Raw genomic sequence first — 15,264 nt, 5'->3', positions numbered from 1 at the left:
ATGAAAAAGATTAAAACTTTTTCAAGTAATAATATACTTAACTTATTTTAACGTATGATTAATAAAATGTAAACATTTTGAATTAAAAGCAAAACAAAAAAGAATTGAAGACAATGTCTTCAATTCTTTTTTTAATTATTAGTCGTCGATTTCAGTAACAGTACCGGCACCAACAGTATGACCACCTTCACGAATAGTGAATTTAGTACCTTTTTCAATAGCAACTGGTTTAGTTAATTCAACGTGGAATGTAACGTTATCACCAGGCATAACCATTTCAGTACCTTTATCTAATTCAATAACACCGGTAACATCGGTAGTATGGAAGTAGAATTGTGGACGGTAGTTTGAGAAGAATGGAGTATGACGTCCACCTTCTTCTTTAGTCATGATATAAACTTCAGCAGTGAACTTCTTGTGAGTTTCAACTGAACCAGGTGCTGCAAGAACTTGGCCACGAACAACTTGTTCACGGTTAAGTCCACGAAGTAAAGCACCAACGTTATCTCCAGCTTCACCCTTATCAAGAGTTTTTCTGAACATTTCAAGACCAGTAACAGTAGTCTTTAAAACATCAGGAACTAATCCAACAACTTCAACTTCATCACCAACTGTAACAGTACCACGATCGATACGTCCAGAAGCAACAGTACCACGACCAGTAATCGTAAATACGTCTTCGATAGGCATCAAGAATGGTTTGTTTTCGTCACGTTCTGGAGTTGGAATGTATTCATCAACAGTATCCATTAACTTCATGATTTGGTCTTCAGCATCTTTATCACCTTGAAGTGCTTTTAAAGCTGAACCACGAATAACAGGAATATTGTCACCATCGTAACCATATTCTGATAATAAATCACGAACTTCCATTTCAACTAAATCAATTAATTCATCATCATCAACCATATCAGTCTTGTTTAAGAAAACAACGATATGATCAACACCAACTTGTTTAGCTAACAAAATGTGTTCACGAGTTTGTGGCATAGGACCATCAGTTGCGGCAACAACTAAGATAGCACCATCCATTTGAGCAGCACCAGTAATCATGTTTTTAACGTAATCAGCATGTCCTGGAGCATCAATATGTGCGTAGTGACGTTTTTCTGTTTCGTATTCAACGTGAGCTGTGTTGATGGTAATACCACGTTCTTTTTCTTCTGGAGCAGCATCGATATCAGCAAAGTCTTCAGCTTTTGCCAAACCTTTTTCTGATAAAACCTTTGTAATTGCTGCAGTTAAAGTAGTCTTCCCGTGGTCAATATGGCCAATAGTACCAATATTAACGTGGGGCTTTGTTCTTTCGTAATGTTCTTTTGCCATTATGAAACCCTCCTATTATTTTCGTAAGACGTTCTTTGGTGGAATACCAAAGTATCTTTATAAATTATTATACTACATTTCTTTAAAATATAAAATACGTTCCATCCAAAGAATTCACTAACTTATTATATATATTGAATTTTAATTTGTAAATACTTAAGACCTATTTTTATTAATTCATTATCGAAGTCATCATTTCATTAACTTTAGTCAACCAAATTGACGCATTCGTATCATTTACTTTCTCTTTTTGATTTACACCCACAACGTCATTTTCAATTTCTTTTAGCCACAAATTAACATTGTCAATTGTCTTGTCAATAAATGGATACAAATTTTGCAAATCCAAATTTATAATTAATCTTAATTGTTCAAACTTAATTGGATCAGTTTGTTCATATTGATTTTTTAATAATTTCATCATTCTTCGATAACTAACGGTATCTTTTGTATCTGTTGTTTTTGCGGGAATAACTTTATACACTTTATTATCAATCCAAAGAAATTTAACTGGTTGTTGATATCCTAATCTCATTAGATTATTTAAAAGTTGAATTCTCCAAATTGGATGAACATCTGAATCAACTATATTAGCCATCGTTCCCTTTACATACTCATCATATGGTAACTGCTCAGCTTGCTGAATGATTAGCTGTTGTTTTTGTGGAGAAAAAGCCCCGAGATGCATAAATTCTCGTGAATTTTCATGAATCGCAGCTGGCTGTTTTTGCTTATATTTAGTTTCAGCAGCCTTAATTTGTTGTAAAAAATCATTCCGTTCTTGTTTTGATAATCCATTCGCAATCATTCGCAAATCGATATAACGATGATTAGTCAATAGTACTTTACATAAAAAATTGGGGTCATCAACTAAAAAAAAGTCGAAATTATCATCAATCAAACGACCAACTTCAGCATATTTTTTTTCATTATACAAAGATTTACCCAATAAACTAACAATATTTGCTTGATCCACTTCATCATACAAATTCAATAAAATATCAGTAGATAATTTATAATTTTGGTCTTTAATTGCAGTTTGCGCTTTTTTGAATTCCTTTAATTGATTTTCGTTCATTATTTTCACCTTGAAACAATAAAAGAACTGAGCTTAACTCAATTCTTTTAACAGCTTAATTTTTCTTTTTATTATTTTTAAATTTTCGATGATGCTGATTTACTTCCATTATAACTGGAAGAATAACTGGACGCCGATCAGTCTTTTTGTATAAAAATGTACTTAATTTTTCACGAACATCTTGTTTTAAATGTCCCCAATCAAAATCTTTATTATCTAAATTATTTTGCACAGTTTTTTCAACTAGATCAGAAGCCTCTTTTAATAAGGGTTTATTCGATTCATCATAAACGAAACCACGAGATGTAACTTTAGGTTTTTCAATGATTTTCTTTTTCTTTCGATCAATTGTTACCACGGCAATAAATACTCCATCTTGTGATAAAACACTTCTATCACGCAATACAATATTTCCTATATCTCCAACGCCGATACCATCAATCATAGTATCAGAAGCTGAAACAGATTGAGCCATCAACATATTATCATCACTAAATTCGATCACATCGCCCTTGGCAGGAATAATAATATTACTAGCGGGGAAACCAGTGGCAATTGCCGCATCTTTGGTAGCTTGTAGTTGTCGATATTCACCTTGAACAGGAATTAAGTATTCAGGTGTTAACAAACTAAGCATCAATTGAATATCACTACGACTAGCATCACTTGATAAATTAAGAGCACTATCTAAGCTTACAACCGTCCCATCAGCTTTATATACTGAATCTCTAGTTTTAGCCCAGGCATTATCCATTGAACGCATTGGAGCCGTGGCTAACAATATCAAATCACCACTCTCAATTTTAACTTGTGGATTCTTTTTACTAGCCATTCGTTCTAATGATCGCATAGCATCTCCTGGCTGACCAACATGTAAAATAATTACTTGAGAAGGATCTAATTTCTTTAAATCGGTAGTTGAATTTACAAAAACATCATCACTAGGCAGCGTAATTTTACCATCTTTTATTGATGCATCAATTATATCTTTAGACTTATCATTAGCAAAAAAGATTCTTCGACCCGTCTGATTAGCAGCATTAATAATTTCTTGCAACCGCAAAATATGATCTGAAAGACATGTTACAATCATTCTCCCATTTTGAAAATCAAAAGTATCCACTAAATAATTACGAACCTTTTGTTCCTCATCAATTTTTCCAATATTTTCAGCATTACGTGAATCACAAAGCAGTGCTAAAACTTTCTTTTTCCCAATCGCTGAAATCCCAGCATAATTAGTCTGATACTGTTTTGGAACCGTTTGATCAAATCTAAAATCACCAGTATAAACTATACTCCCCAACTCCGTGCTAATAGAAATACCAACAGCATCAGGAATCGAATGAGTTACACCAAAGAAACTAACAGTACCATCATCAAAAACAATTTCACTTTCATCATTAATAACATGAAAATCATCAAATTTAGCAGATTTCTTATCTTTTGCTACAATTTGCTTTGCTAATTTAATAGTTAACTGCGTTCCAAAAACAGGAACATTAAATTCACTTAAGAAGTACGGAAGTGCACCAATGGAGTCTAAATGACCAGAGGTTAAAAACACTCCGACAATTTTACTTTGGTTTTCTCTTAAATAAGAAAAATCAGGAATAACATAATCAATTCCTAACATTTCATCTAAAGGAAACTTAGAACCACAGTCTAAAATAAAGATACTATTATTATTAACTTCAACGGCAAATAAATCTTTACCTTCTTCTCGCACTCCTCCTAGAGGAATGATTTTTACATTTTTTTTCATTTTAATACACCTCAAAATTACAAATTGTTTTTCTTTATGAAGACTAAGCTTCAATCCGTCCCAATATAACTTGTAATTAAGTGTAACATAATTATAGAATAATTTGTTTCAAAAAAAGATGAGACAATTAAAATTGTCTCATCTTTTTATCTAATCTTAACGACGTAAGCCTAATTGTTTAATTAATTCACGATAACTTTGAACATCTTTTTTACGAAGATATCCTAATAAATTACGACGGTGACCAATTTTTTTCATAAGTCCACGTTGAGAATGAAAATCCTTTTTGTGAGTCTTCATATGATCATTGATTTCATTGATATCTGCAGTTAATACAGCAATTTGTACTTCTGTAGAACCAGTGTCACCTTCATGCTTAGCGTATTTATTAATAATGTCTGTTTTTTGTTCTTTAGTTAATGCCATTATTATTCCACCTTTCTATCCTTTTTTATTCCTCAAACTGGGTACTACGTCAGTGACTCGCAAAACCAAGATTAAGGTACAGTATTTAATATACCTTATTTAGCTTCATTTAACAAGTCTAAATGATATATCTAGTTAGTATTGCAATTAGAGCGGCTCTTTTGTATAATTAAGACCGTTAAAACTGTGGAATTATTGAATTTATTTCACTAAGTGGAGGTGAACATATTATGCCAGTTATTAAATCAGCTATCGAACGTATGAAGACAAATGAAATCGTTCGTAAAAGAAACGCTTCTGAAAAGAATGAAATGAGAAGTGCCATTAAGAGATTTGAAAAAGCTAGTGCAAATGGTGCTAAAGATATTGAAAAGATTTATCGTGATGCAATTGCTGCAATTGATCATTCTAAATCAAAAGGTCTAATCAAAACTAATAGTGCTAACCGTAAAAAGTCACACTTAGCTAAGATTAAGAATACATTATAAAAATAAAAAAGAACTCGATTTTAAATCGAGTTCTTTTTTTTACTAAATTTAATTGAAAACATTTCAAAAAGTAGTTCTGAATTTTCTTGACTACTTTTTAGTTTGCATTCAATTTGTACTAATTCTAAATATGCCGCTTGTAAATACTCTACTGTAAATGATTCAACAGACTGATAGGCAAGTTTTACACGATACGGATGAATTTTCAAAGACTTGGCAATCATAGCAGCACTATATCCATAATCTTTTAAAACCTTAACTTGCAATAATAATCTAAATTGACTTTCTAAAATTGCATTAATTTTAATTGGATCTTGTTTTTGCTCAAGTAATTCATGATAAAACTGAATTGCCTTTGTCGTTTTTCCTCTCATCAAATAATTAACCAATGAAAAAACATTTTGATTAATTGATTTAGCAACTAGTAAATCAACAATCTCTAGATCAATTTTTTTTTCTTTATTACAATAAATCAAAACTTTATTTAATTCATTAATCATTTTAGAAAGATCACCTTGAGTTCTTGAGAATAGCTCGTTAAGTGCATCATTACTAATTTCATAATGTTTATTGTTAATATATTGTTTTACAAAGTTAATAATTTCGCGTTCAGAAAAATCATTTAAGTTAATCATAGTACTATTTTTTTTTAATTTTTTAGTGATTTTTTTTCGCCCATCCAATTTAGAATACGGTGCAAAAATCAGCAAGACAGTGTTACTAGAAACGTTATCTAAATATTTTTCTAGTTCACTAATGTTATGTTTTATTTTACTTTTATTACGCATTCCAGTTAAAAAAAAAGCATTCTTTACAATTACTACACGTCGATTACCAAAAAATGGAATTGATAAAGCATCATTGATTGCTTCTGACAATGGAACACTATCCATATCATATGCAGCAAAGTTCATCGTTCTTTCTTCTTGTGGAATAATTTTTTTAAGTTGATTGATAATTTGATTTTCCCAATAATCATTTTCCCCAACTACTAAATAAACAGAACTTGGATTTTTAGAAATAGACTCAACTTCCTCAACTATTGACATGTTTTTGATCCTTCCATTTGGTATTAAATTCACCAATATCGTTTGATGAAAATTTATACGTTATCATTCCATTCGTTTGGGTATTAATTGTTTTGATTTTATTGTTTTTCATCGTTTCTAAAGTTTCATCATTAGGGTGTCCATAACGATTATTTCTTCCTGCTGAAATAATTCCAATCTTCGGTTTGATTGCTGCAATAAAGTTAGGGTCAGAAGCAGTTTTGCTTCCGTGATGGCCTAATTTTATTACATCTACTTTCATATGAGGATATTTTTTTAGAACCTTTAATTCTTCATCTCTAGTCAAATCACCTGTAAAAAGCCAGTTTTTTTCATTAATTTTACCAAATAAAACCATTGAGTCTTCATTTTTACCTAATCCTTTTATAAAAGGATGAACGACATGAAGCGGGGTATTGGAAATATCATTGCCATCTTTTACTTCCACCAATTCAAATTTGTGCATAAATGGTTTGATTTTCTTCATAAAATGTTGATTATGACTCATTCCCCAAGGAACATATACATAATCAACTTTCATATCATTTAAATAAGCTGGCAAATCACCAATATGATCTGCATCCTGATGGCTCAAACAAATGTTATTAATATGATTAATACCGATACTCTTTAAGTATCTCATAGATGTCTCAGGGGCTAAGTAAATTGTCTTTTGACCCTCTTTAGCAAAAAAATTAGGTTTCCCACCTGTATCAATTAAAGTTATCGAGGTATTAAATGGTTGTCTTACTAGAACACTATCACCCTGTCCTACATCAAAAAAAGTTATTTCACCTGTTAGTGGAAAATGAATCACTAAAAAAGTAAGTATAAATAAGCTTATTAATATTATTTTATTTTTTAAATTGGGTACTTCTAATATTAACAAACTCAAAATTACCATTCCAATTACGACTAACATAATAGGTTTTCCAAATGTTATTTCGCCAGGAAATCTAGAAACTCCCATCATAATTTTATCAAAAATTGATAATCCATTATCAATTAAATTAACAAACGGCAAATTAAATCTTGCTAAAAAATAACCAATTATTACAATGGGAAAAATAATAACCGAAAAGAAAGGAATTATTAAAATATTAGCAAGTAAAGACAAAATATGCCATTCATAAAGATTGAAAAGGATAAAAGGAAGACCAATCACATTCATCATGATGGTTCTTTTAACAGTATTAAGACGATTAGCATAAATTAATGCAAACGATAACACGTAAGACAATTGGCAACCAAACTGTAATAAGAGCATAGGATTAATTAACAAATTAATCATTAATGCCAATGACCAGATGTCCAAACGTGTAAAATAAAGACCTAATTTTTTTACTCCTAATCTTCCCTCAACCATTAAAATAACTCGTAATAATCCAACTGATGCTCCTGCTACAATAAAATATCCGGGCAAAACTAAAATAAGTATCCACTCAATAGATTCTCGTTTAATGTGTAATAAAGAAAGAAAAAGTATCACAAAATTAATTAAAAAATAAACATGCATCCCCGAAATACTAAATAAGTGAATTAACCCAAGTTGCTTTACACCTAACATATTGTCTTTAAAATCACTATTTTTAAATCCAAACAACAAACTTTGAACATACATTTTGAGTGTTTTTGGAAACTGACTTGTTTTTTGTAATCCTTTATAACGAATTAAATGCATCCATTCACTAATATTTTGCTTAAAATCATATGAAATCTTATTAATCTGCATAACTTTTATTTGACCATGAATTCCTTGTTCACCATAAAATGATTTGGAATCAAACTGATTAAAATTAGGTGCTTTTTCTATCTCAGATAAATCCCCTGTAACTTCTACTAATGACTTAGTTTTAATTGATTTTAATAACTGCTGTTCTTGATTATTCTTAGAAAACCCAAAAAGAACAACTTTTTGATTAATTTTAGGTACATATCCAATTGCATGGAATTTATTTTCGTTAATTTTTAATTCATCTGGTAATATTTCTATTTTAATCTGCTTAGATAGCCCACAATTGTGGTTTAAATCAACCACCTTAGTTGTTTCATTATGTTGATATAAAGTAAAAATCAAGATGGGAATTAACATTAATAACAAATTAACAAATAATATTTTTTTAATCTGAAGTCGATAAATTCTAATTAACCAAATTAAGGTTAAAATTATTCCCCACCAAAAATCAATCAAAATTGTAACGCTAACAAGACTCCAAAGAATAGCCGTAAAAATATAAAAATTTTTTTTAATTATTTATCGATAGATAAGTATTCATCGAATGGTAAATTATCAATTTGTTCTTTCTTAATTTTAATTTTTTCAGCCTTAACATGTTGATTAAGCAATAATTTTTTGGCATATTCACTATTATGATATTCACGCAAATATTTAATGTTTTTGATTCCAGCTTGCAACAACATTTTTGTACATTGTAAACAAGGAAAATCAGTAACATATATTTCTGCATTATCAGTCGATTCACCAAATTTAGCACATTGTAAGATTGCATTCATTTCAGCATGGATGGTTCTCTCACAATGTCCGTTCACTAAATAACAACCCACATCTGTACAATGAACATCGCCTGAAACAGATCCATTATATCCGCAGGCAATTACACGTTTATTTCTTACAAGTACTGCTCCAACCGATAATCTTTCACAAGTACTTCTTGTGGCAGTTAAAATTGCTTGTAACATAAAATATTGATCCCACGGAATCCTTTTTTTCTTCATAATTATCCCCTTACCTATCCTTTCCCTAAGTATAGCAATAATTATTTTGATTTACATTAAACAGTCAGTGATGGTCGCAAATTTGAAACTGTTTTTTCACCAAACCCGGGAACATTTTTTAAATCATCAACACTTTTAAAAGGTCCATTTTGATTTCGATAATCAATAATTTTATCTGCTTTTTTATCGCCAACTCCATTAATAGTTTGTAACTTAGTTTTGTCACTATCATTTAAATTAACTTTATTCCCCATAGCAGAACTCTTTTCATCAGATTCAGGATTTTCAAGGTTAGGTTGTCTACTATCACTAATAGAATCACTTTTGGGAATTCCAACTATTTCACCATGTAAAGGTACATAAATAATTTCTTGATCAGTGACTTTTTTTGCTAAATTAATATGGTTTATATCTGCTGCTTCTGTAAAACCACCAGCAAAATTTACGGCATCAGACCCACGCATACTATTATTCATTTGATATACTCCTGGATTTTTCACTGCTCCTTTTACATCTACAAAAATTTGTTCATTACTATGACTTTTCACTTTAGTTCCATTTTTAGATAAAGTTGTTGGTTGAGTGTCTGTCGCTTGAACTGAATGTGGCTTATTTACCTTCTGAGTAAAAATTAAAAAACCAACTAGTAATAAGATACAAAATACCAATCCGATGACAATTTTAAATTTATATTCCTCAAATATTTCCTGTGCTTTTTCAATATACTTATCCATCTTAATCCCCTTCCTAAACATAAATACGCAAAAAGACATCAAACTTTAATTAGTTTGATGTCTTTTGTTAATTTTTGTTTAGATAATTTAAAGCGTCATCAAATGATGAAACTGGAATAACTTTTAAATGTGGAGCATATTTTTTAGCAGTTGCCTTTGCTACTTGATAATTAGTCTTATGATCAGGTTCCAACATAAGATTTTCTTTGGTTGGTTTTACATAAGGACAAAAGAAAACTTGGGCCCCACTATTATTAGCAGCAATGATTTTTTTGTCAACTCCACCAATCTCACCAACATCACCATTAGTAGCAATAGTTCCCGTTCCAGCAATTTTTTTAAATGAATATTGATGTTCTTGTAACTGACTATAAACTTGCAATGCAAACATTAATCCACCTGATGGTCCCCCGATATCTCCAGGAGTAATAGAAGCCTTAGGATTAGTTTTAATTGTCATATCATCAATCATCGTAATTCCAATTCCATTAAATCCGGGAACAATTTCTCGTTTTTCACCTTTAACAAATTTATTTTTACCATTTCGTTTAAAATGAATTTCTAATTTAGCATTTTTGGGTAAATGCTTAATGTATTTAACATACTCAGTACTTTGCTTCATCCGTTTACCATTGATTGACTCAATTAAATCAGCAGGTTGAAGTTTGTTTTTAAAATCTGAATGTGGTAATACATTCAAAATATATACTCCATGATAAGTTCGTTTTACTGACTTTCTAGCTTTGTGATATCCAACATAAATAGCATTGTTAATTGCACTGTTCATATAAACATTTTGAACATTATTAAACTGCTCGTTATTTTGTCCGCCAGTAATATCATCCGCTTTTTCAATTGATAAATGTGGATCAATTTTAGCTTGTACATACGAAATCGGTCTTGCTTGAGAAAGTGAAACGGCAGTTATCATGAAATGACTTTTTTTAAGCGGCTTTTTGCCATTAATTTTAACCATTGGTTGAATATTAATCGCTTCTCCAGGAGATTCAACTAATGATTTTAACGGCCAAAAAAGAAACCATAATAAAAATAAAATAAATATAATGAATGAAATTAAAAATTTATGTTTTTTAACTTTTTGAATAAATTTATTCACTCGTCTTTTTCTCCTTTAAAGCTTCTTCAACTGGTGCCGGAACAAATTTAGAAACATCTCCGCCAAAACGATTAATTTCTTTTACCATTGAAGAAGATATCAGTTCATAATCACGATTAGCAAATAATAAAATCGTCTCAATATCCTTATCTATCAGACTATTAAGATTAGCATTTTCTTGCTCATAAATGAAATCTCTAGAATCTCTCGTACCACGAATAACAATATTGGTATTTTGTTCTTTAACAAAATTAGCTGTCAACCCGCTATAAGACTTAACTGTCACATTTTTTAGTTCAAAAATACATTGATTAATTAAATCAATACGTTCTTTTACAGTAAATAAACTGTTTTTTTCAGGATTAATACCAATTGCAACTGTTACATTATCAAAAATAACGCTAGCCCGCTTAATAATATTTAAGTGACCATTAGTTAAAGGGTCAAAGCTTCCTGGATAAACTGCATTTTTCATTTCATATCTTCCCCTTGAATTTTTTGATATATTGTAATACTCGTTAGTCCATAATTCTTTTTACGCATTAAGTGATAACCATCAACTTCACCAATCTCAGTTTTATTATCAGTCTCACAAATCACTATTCCATCAACATTTAATAAGTTATAATTGTTAATTTCATTTAATTGCTTAATCATTTGCTGCTTAGCATATGGTGGATCTAAAAATATATAATCAAATTTCTTATTTTGAACAGAAAGTTTTTTAATTGCACGTTCGGCATCCATTTTCCAAACCGTAAAATCAGAAATTTCTTCATTAGAAATCTGAATATTTTTTTTAATGATTTTATAAGCAGCATATTGGTGATCAACCAAAATAGCATGTTTCATACCGCGTGAAATTGCTTCAATTGAAACTGCTCCTGATCCTGCAAATAAATCAAGAAAATTACCCCCATCAAAGTAAGGTCCAATCATGTTAAATAATGATTCCCTAACTTTGTCAGTAGTTGGACGCGTTTTGTTACCAGGAACGGGTTGAACTTTTCTACCGCCATATTTTCCAGAGATTATCCGCATAACTAACTTAACCTTCCTCTTCTACATTTTGATTTAATTCACTAAAATCAATTGCTAAAGCTGGAGTTTTAGAAATTTCGACTTTCTTAACAAAATGCTGTTTCTTTATTTCTTTAATTATTTCATCTAATTTTTTACTATCAACAAACAAAATCACATAATGCATTTTATTTGAAATAAAACGAATATCACCATATTTTTGTAATGTTTTAGCCTGTTTAATAGCAAAAACGGAAATTATTAATTCCGTTCGATTTTCAAATTGTGACAAAAAATCACCTCGAATGTTTCAACTTATGTTTGTTTTTCATTTTTTCAATTCGACTAATATTCAAAACCATTCCCAAACAAAGACTTAAAGTTAGAAGACTAGATCCACCATAACTAATAAATGGTAATGCAACTCCAGTTAATGGAACAATACCAACAGCACCACCAGCGTTAAATAACGTTTGGATAACAAAGTAAGCTGCTGTCCCATAACAAATTGAACTGTAATAAATGTTAGTAGTTTTAAAACCAATGTCTATGATTCTAACAATCATCACAAATAACAATCCCAAAACAACTATTACTCCGATAAGTCCCAATTCTTCTGAAATAATTGGAAGAATAAAATCTGTATTCGGTTCAGCTAGATAACCCATTTTTTGGATGCTATTCCCCAAACCTCTACCAAAAATACCGCCATTACTAATTGCATAATAAGAGTTAATTAATTGCTGCCCTGAACTTTGTGCATGTAAAAACGGATTATTAAACGATACAAATCGTTGTAATTGATAACTATGACTATTAGCAGCCCAATTTGCAATTGGATTAATAAATACCCATAGCAATAAACAAGGTCCTGCAAAACAAAGAACTGCCCAAGTAAATACTGATTTTGTACTTTTACTAGCAGCAGCAAACATAGCTATTATAATAAACAAATTAATAGCAAATCCACCAGTATCTGGTTGTATTAAAATCAATCCCAACATAACAGTAGGAATAAAAAAAGGAAGAACATTACTGATTGATGCTTTAAATAACCCGATACTAACAATTTTTTGCTGCCTTTTCCAAAACAAATAAGCAAAATAGATAATAAAGAAAAATTTACACAATTCAGCTGGTTGCAAACTTACTCCACCAAACGAAATCCAACCAGCAGCACCATTGATAGTAGCACCTTTAAATTTTAAATAACAAAGCAATGAAGCCATAATCAAAGTAAAAAAAATAATAAATTTTTGACTTCTTAATATTCTAAAATTGATTCTAGACATAGCCAAAAGAGAAATAACACTAATCACAACAAAAATCAGCTGCTTAATCATATATGATTTAGCTACTCCACCATGCAGTAGTCCAATCCCAGCACTAGAAGAATATACCATCACTATTCCAATCCCACACAATAAAATATAAGGAAAGAATAAAAACCAATCAATCTTACTAAAAAACTTTCTCATAATCAATCTCCAACGATACAATAATTTATCCTAATATAACTATTGTACTAGTATTATAAGCTAAAAAAAAGACTACTCATAATGAGTAATCTTAATCCAATAATTAATTATTGTGTTTTTGTTTTTTGGCTGACTTTTCACGTTCGTTAGTGTTTAAAATACGTTTTCTCAAACGAACATGATCAGGTGTTACTTCACAAAGTTCATCACTATTTAAAAACTCAAGTGATTCTTCAAGAGTAAGATGAACCGGTGCTTTAACTTTAGCAATATCTTCTGATCCCGCAGCACGGACATTAGTTTGATTACGTCCTCGAGTAATATTAACTGAAATGTCATTATCTCGAGAATTTTCTCCGACAATCATACCCTCGTATACTTCAGTAGATGGATCGGTAAAAATCTTACCACGATCTTGGACAGCCATGATTGCATAAGTCGTAACTTTACCAGTATTAATAGATACCAATGTACCATTACGACGGCCAGGATCCCAATTCTTAACAACTGGAGCATATTTTTCAAAACTATGGTTCATAATACCATAACCATGAGTAAGTGAAAGGAATTGAGTTGAATAACCAATCAATCCTCGTGAAGGAACTAAGAAACTCATCCGAGTTTGTCCGTTTCCAACACTTTCCATATTCTGCATTTCACCTTTACGTTGTGATAAAGTATCAATAATTGAGCCAGAATACTCTTCTGGAGTGTCAATTTGAACTGATTCAAAAGGCTCACATTTAACACCATCAATTGTTTTGTAAATAACTTCAGGACGAGAAACTTGCAGTTCAAAACCTTCTCGACGAAGGGTTTCAATTAAAATTGATAAATGAAGTTCACCACGTCCAGATACTAGCCATGCACCTGGGTCATCAGTTTCTTCAACACGAAGAGAAACATCAGTATGAAGCTCTTTTTCAAGACGATCAATTAATTGACGAGCAGTAACAAATTTTCCATCTTTACCAACAAATGGAGAAGTGTTTGTACCAAAAGTCATTCTCATAGTTGGCTCATCAATTCTAAGAATTGGTAGTGGCTCTAATTTTTCAGGAGAAACAACTGTTTCGCCAACATTAATGTCTTCCATACCAGAAACAGCAATTAAATCACCGGCTTTTGCTTCGTTAATTTCAACTTTATTTAGACCAACAAATCCCATAATTTTAGTAACACGGAAATTTTGTTTTGAACCATCAAGTTTCATAACGACAACGCTGTCACCAACTTTGATTTTACCACGGAAAACACGACCAATTCCAATTCGACCAACAAAGTCATCATAATCAAGCATGGCTACCTGAAATTGAAGTGGCATGTCTGAATTATCAATAGGTGCAGGAATATTATCTAAAATTGCATCAAAAACTGGTTTCATTGTATGTTCTTGTGCTTCTAATTCTGGTTTGTCGCTTGAAGTACCATTCATAGCTGAAGCGTAAACAACTGGGAATTCAAGTTGACTTTCATCTGCACCTAATTCGATAAATAAATCAAGTACTTCATCAACAACTTCTTCAGGACGAGCACCTGGCTTATCAACCTTGTTGATAACAACAATTGGAGTCAAATGTTGTTCCAAAGCCTTTTTCAAAACAAATCGTGTTTGTGGCATAGTGCCCTCAGCAGCATCAACCACTAAAAGTACACCATCAACCATTCGCATGATTCGTTCAACTTCTCCACCAAAATCAGCATGTCCAGGTGTATCTAAAATATTAATCTGCTTGCCATCGTATTTAACGGCAGTATTTTTAGAAAGAATAGTAATTCCACGTTCACGTTCAATTGGATTGGAATCAAGTGCACGATCTTGGATTTTATCATGTCCATCTAAAGTGTCAGATTGTTTTAATAATTCATTAACCAATGTCGTCTTACCATGATCGACATGGGCAATAATCGCAATGTTTCTAATATCATCTCTTGTTTTCAAAAATGTTTCCTCCTCAAAAAGCAGTTAAAAAAGTGAGCAATCAATTTTAGATAGACCATTTACAAGATAAAAAGCCGTGATTATCTCACAGCTCATTCAATTGCC

Annotated in this window: 15 protein-coding genes; 1 reads left to right on the top strand and 14 read right to left on the bottom strand. The window is 31.1% G+C overall.

The window, feature by feature from the left end; translation table 11 throughout:
* Positions 1-138: 138 nt before the first annotated feature.
* The 4 genes from tuf to rpsO form a co-directional block, all read right to left on the bottom strand.
* Complete coding sequence (tuf, locus tag AC0GLR_RS02585) at positions 139-1,326, bottom strand: elongation factor Tu (RefSeq protein WP_054646868.1); 1,188 nt, start codon at positions 1,324-1,326, stop codon at positions 139-141.
* Between the two features lie 172 nt (positions 1,327-1,498).
* Complete coding sequence (locus AC0GLR_RS02580) at positions 1,499-2,404, bottom strand: hypothetical protein (protein ID WP_495605215.1); 906 nt, start codon at positions 2,402-2,404, stop codon at positions 1,499-1,501.
* A gap of 55 nt (positions 2,405-2,459) precedes the next feature.
* Positions 2,460-4,169, bottom strand: a complete 1,710-nt coding sequence (locus AC0GLR_RS02575; protein ID WP_495605214.1) for a ribonuclease J — start codon at positions 4,167-4,169, stop codon at positions 2,460-2,462.
* 156 nt (positions 4,170-4,325) lie between these two features.
* Positions 4,326-4,595, bottom strand: coding sequence for a 30S ribosomal protein S15 (gene rpsO / locus AC0GLR_RS02570; RefSeq protein ID WP_495605213.1), 270 nt, complete (start codon positions 4,593-4,595; stop codon positions 4,326-4,328).
* A gap of 230 nt (positions 4,596-4,825) precedes the next feature.
* On the opposite strand from rpsO, the gene rpsT reads away from it, so the two are divergent.
* Positions 4,826-5,083 carry a 30S ribosomal protein S20 gene (gene rpsT / locus AC0GLR_RS02565; RefSeq protein ID WP_495605212.1) on the top strand — a complete coding sequence of 86 codons (258 nt, stop codon included), beginning with the start codon at positions 4,826-4,828 and terminating at the stop codon, positions 5,081-5,083.
* A gap of 20 nt (positions 5,084-5,103) precedes the next feature.
* Here rpsT and holA read toward each other — a convergent pair whose 3' ends face one another.
* The 10 genes from holA to typA all read right to left on the bottom strand — a co-directional run bounded on the left by holA (position 5,104) and on the right by typA (position 15,159).
* Complete coding sequence (holA, locus tag AC0GLR_RS02560; RefSeq protein ID WP_495605211.1) at positions 5,104-6,132, bottom strand: DNA polymerase III subunit delta; 1,029 nt, start codon at positions 6,130-6,132, stop codon at positions 5,104-5,106.
* The gene (locus AC0GLR_RS02555; RefSeq protein WP_495605210.1) at positions 6,119-8,323 is read right to left on the bottom strand and encodes a DNA internalization-related competence protein ComEC/Rec2; all 2,205 of its coding nucleotides are present in this window, start codon (positions 8,321-8,323) and stop codon (positions 6,119-6,121) included. Before AC0GLR_RS02555 ends, holA begins: the two co-directional genes overlap by 14 nt.
* 59 nt (positions 8,324-8,382) lie before the next feature.
* Positions 8,383-8,868, bottom strand: coding sequence for a ComE operon protein 2 (locus AC0GLR_RS02550; RefSeq protein ID WP_495605209.1), 486 nt, complete (start codon positions 8,866-8,868; stop codon positions 8,383-8,385).
* Positions 8,869-8,924: 56 nt separating this feature from the next.
* Positions 8,925-9,602, bottom strand: a complete 678-nt coding sequence (locus tag AC0GLR_RS02545; RefSeq protein WP_495605208.1) for a helix-hairpin-helix domain-containing protein — start codon at positions 9,600-9,602, stop codon at positions 8,925-8,927.
* A gap of 67 nt (positions 9,603-9,669) precedes the next feature.
* The gene (locus AC0GLR_RS02540) at positions 9,670-10,719 is read right to left on the bottom strand and encodes a SepM family pheromone-processing serine protease (RefSeq protein WP_495605207.1); all 1,050 of its coding nucleotides are present in this window, start codon (positions 10,717-10,719) and stop codon (positions 9,670-9,672) included.
* Positions 10,712-11,194, bottom strand: a complete 483-nt coding sequence (coaD, locus tag AC0GLR_RS02535) for a pantetheine-phosphate adenylyltransferase (RefSeq protein ID WP_495605206.1) — start codon at positions 11,192-11,194, stop codon at positions 10,712-10,714. The genes AC0GLR_RS02540 and coaD overlap by 8 nt, the downstream gene beginning before the upstream one ends.
* On the bottom strand, positions 11,191-11,760 hold the full coding sequence (gene rsmD, locus AC0GLR_RS02530; protein ID WP_495605205.1) for a 16S rRNA (guanine(966)-N(2))-methyltransferase RsmD: 570 nt from the start codon (positions 11,758-11,760) through the stop codon (positions 11,191-11,193). The genes coaD and rsmD overlap by 4 nt, the downstream gene beginning before the upstream one ends.
* 7 nt (positions 11,761-11,767) lie before the next feature.
* Positions 11,768-12,031: a YlbG family protein gene (locus AC0GLR_RS02525; RefSeq protein WP_495605204.1), complete on the bottom strand. Its 264-nt coding sequence runs from the start codon at positions 12,029-12,031 to the stop codon at positions 11,768-11,770.
* 4 nt (positions 12,032-12,035) lie between these two features.
* On the bottom strand, positions 12,036-13,217 hold the full coding sequence (locus AC0GLR_RS02520) for an FtsW/RodA/SpoVE family cell cycle protein (RefSeq protein ID WP_495605203.1): 1,182 nt from the start codon (positions 13,215-13,217) through the stop codon (positions 12,036-12,038).
* A gap of 103 nt (positions 13,218-13,320) precedes the next feature.
* Entirely contained in the window at positions 13,321-15,159 is a 1,839-nt protein-coding gene (gene typA, locus AC0GLR_RS02515; RefSeq protein WP_495605202.1) for a translational GTPase TypA, read from the bottom strand.
* Positions 15,160-15,264 lie beyond the last annotated feature (105 nt).

It is taken from the genome of Fructilactobacillus sp. YLN 2412 (assembly GCF_059488745.1).
Note: the sequence above shows the minus strand (reverse complement) of the source record. Positions and strands in the feature narration are given on the sequence as shown.

Coding starts and splice junctions, on each gene's coding strand:
- rpsT (WP_495605212.1), top strand. CDS start 4,826: ATGCCAGTTATTAAATCAGCTATCGAACGTATGAAGACAAATGAAATC.
- AC0GLR_RS02550 (WP_495605209.1), bottom strand. CDS start 8,868: ATGAAGAAAAAAAGGATTCCGTGGGATCAATATTTTATGTTACAAGCA.
- coaD (WP_495605206.1), bottom strand. CDS start 11,194: ATGAAAAATGCAGTTTATCCAGGAAGCTTTGACCCTTTAACTAATGGT.
- rpsO (WP_495605213.1), bottom strand. CDS start 4,595: ATGGCATTAACTAAAGAACAAAAAACAGACATTATTAATAAATACGCT.
- AC0GLR_RS02520 (WP_495605203.1), bottom strand. CDS start 13,217: ATGAGAAAGTTTTTTAGTAAGATTGATTGGTTTTTATTCTTTCCTTAT.
- rsmD (WP_495605205.1), bottom strand. CDS start 11,760: ATGCGGATAATCTCTGGAAAATATGGCGGTAGAAAAGTTCAACCCGTT.
- AC0GLR_RS02545 (WP_495605208.1), bottom strand. CDS start 9,602: ATGGATAAGTATATTGAAAAAGCACAGGAAATATTTGAGGAATATAAA.
- AC0GLR_RS02575 (WP_495605214.1), bottom strand. CDS start 4,169: ATGAAAAAAAATGTAAAAATCATTCCTCTAGGAGGAGTGCGAGAAGAA.
- holA (WP_495605211.1), bottom strand. CDS start 6,132: ATGTCAATAGTTGAGGAAGTTGAGTCTATTTCTAAAAATCCAAGTTCT.
- AC0GLR_RS02580 (WP_495605215.1), bottom strand. CDS start 2,404: ATGAACGAAAATCAATTAAAGGAATTCAAAAAAGCGCAAACTGCAATT.
- tuf (WP_054646868.1), bottom strand. CDS start 1,326: ATGGCAAAAGAACATTACGAAAGAACAAAGCCCCACGTTAATATTGGT.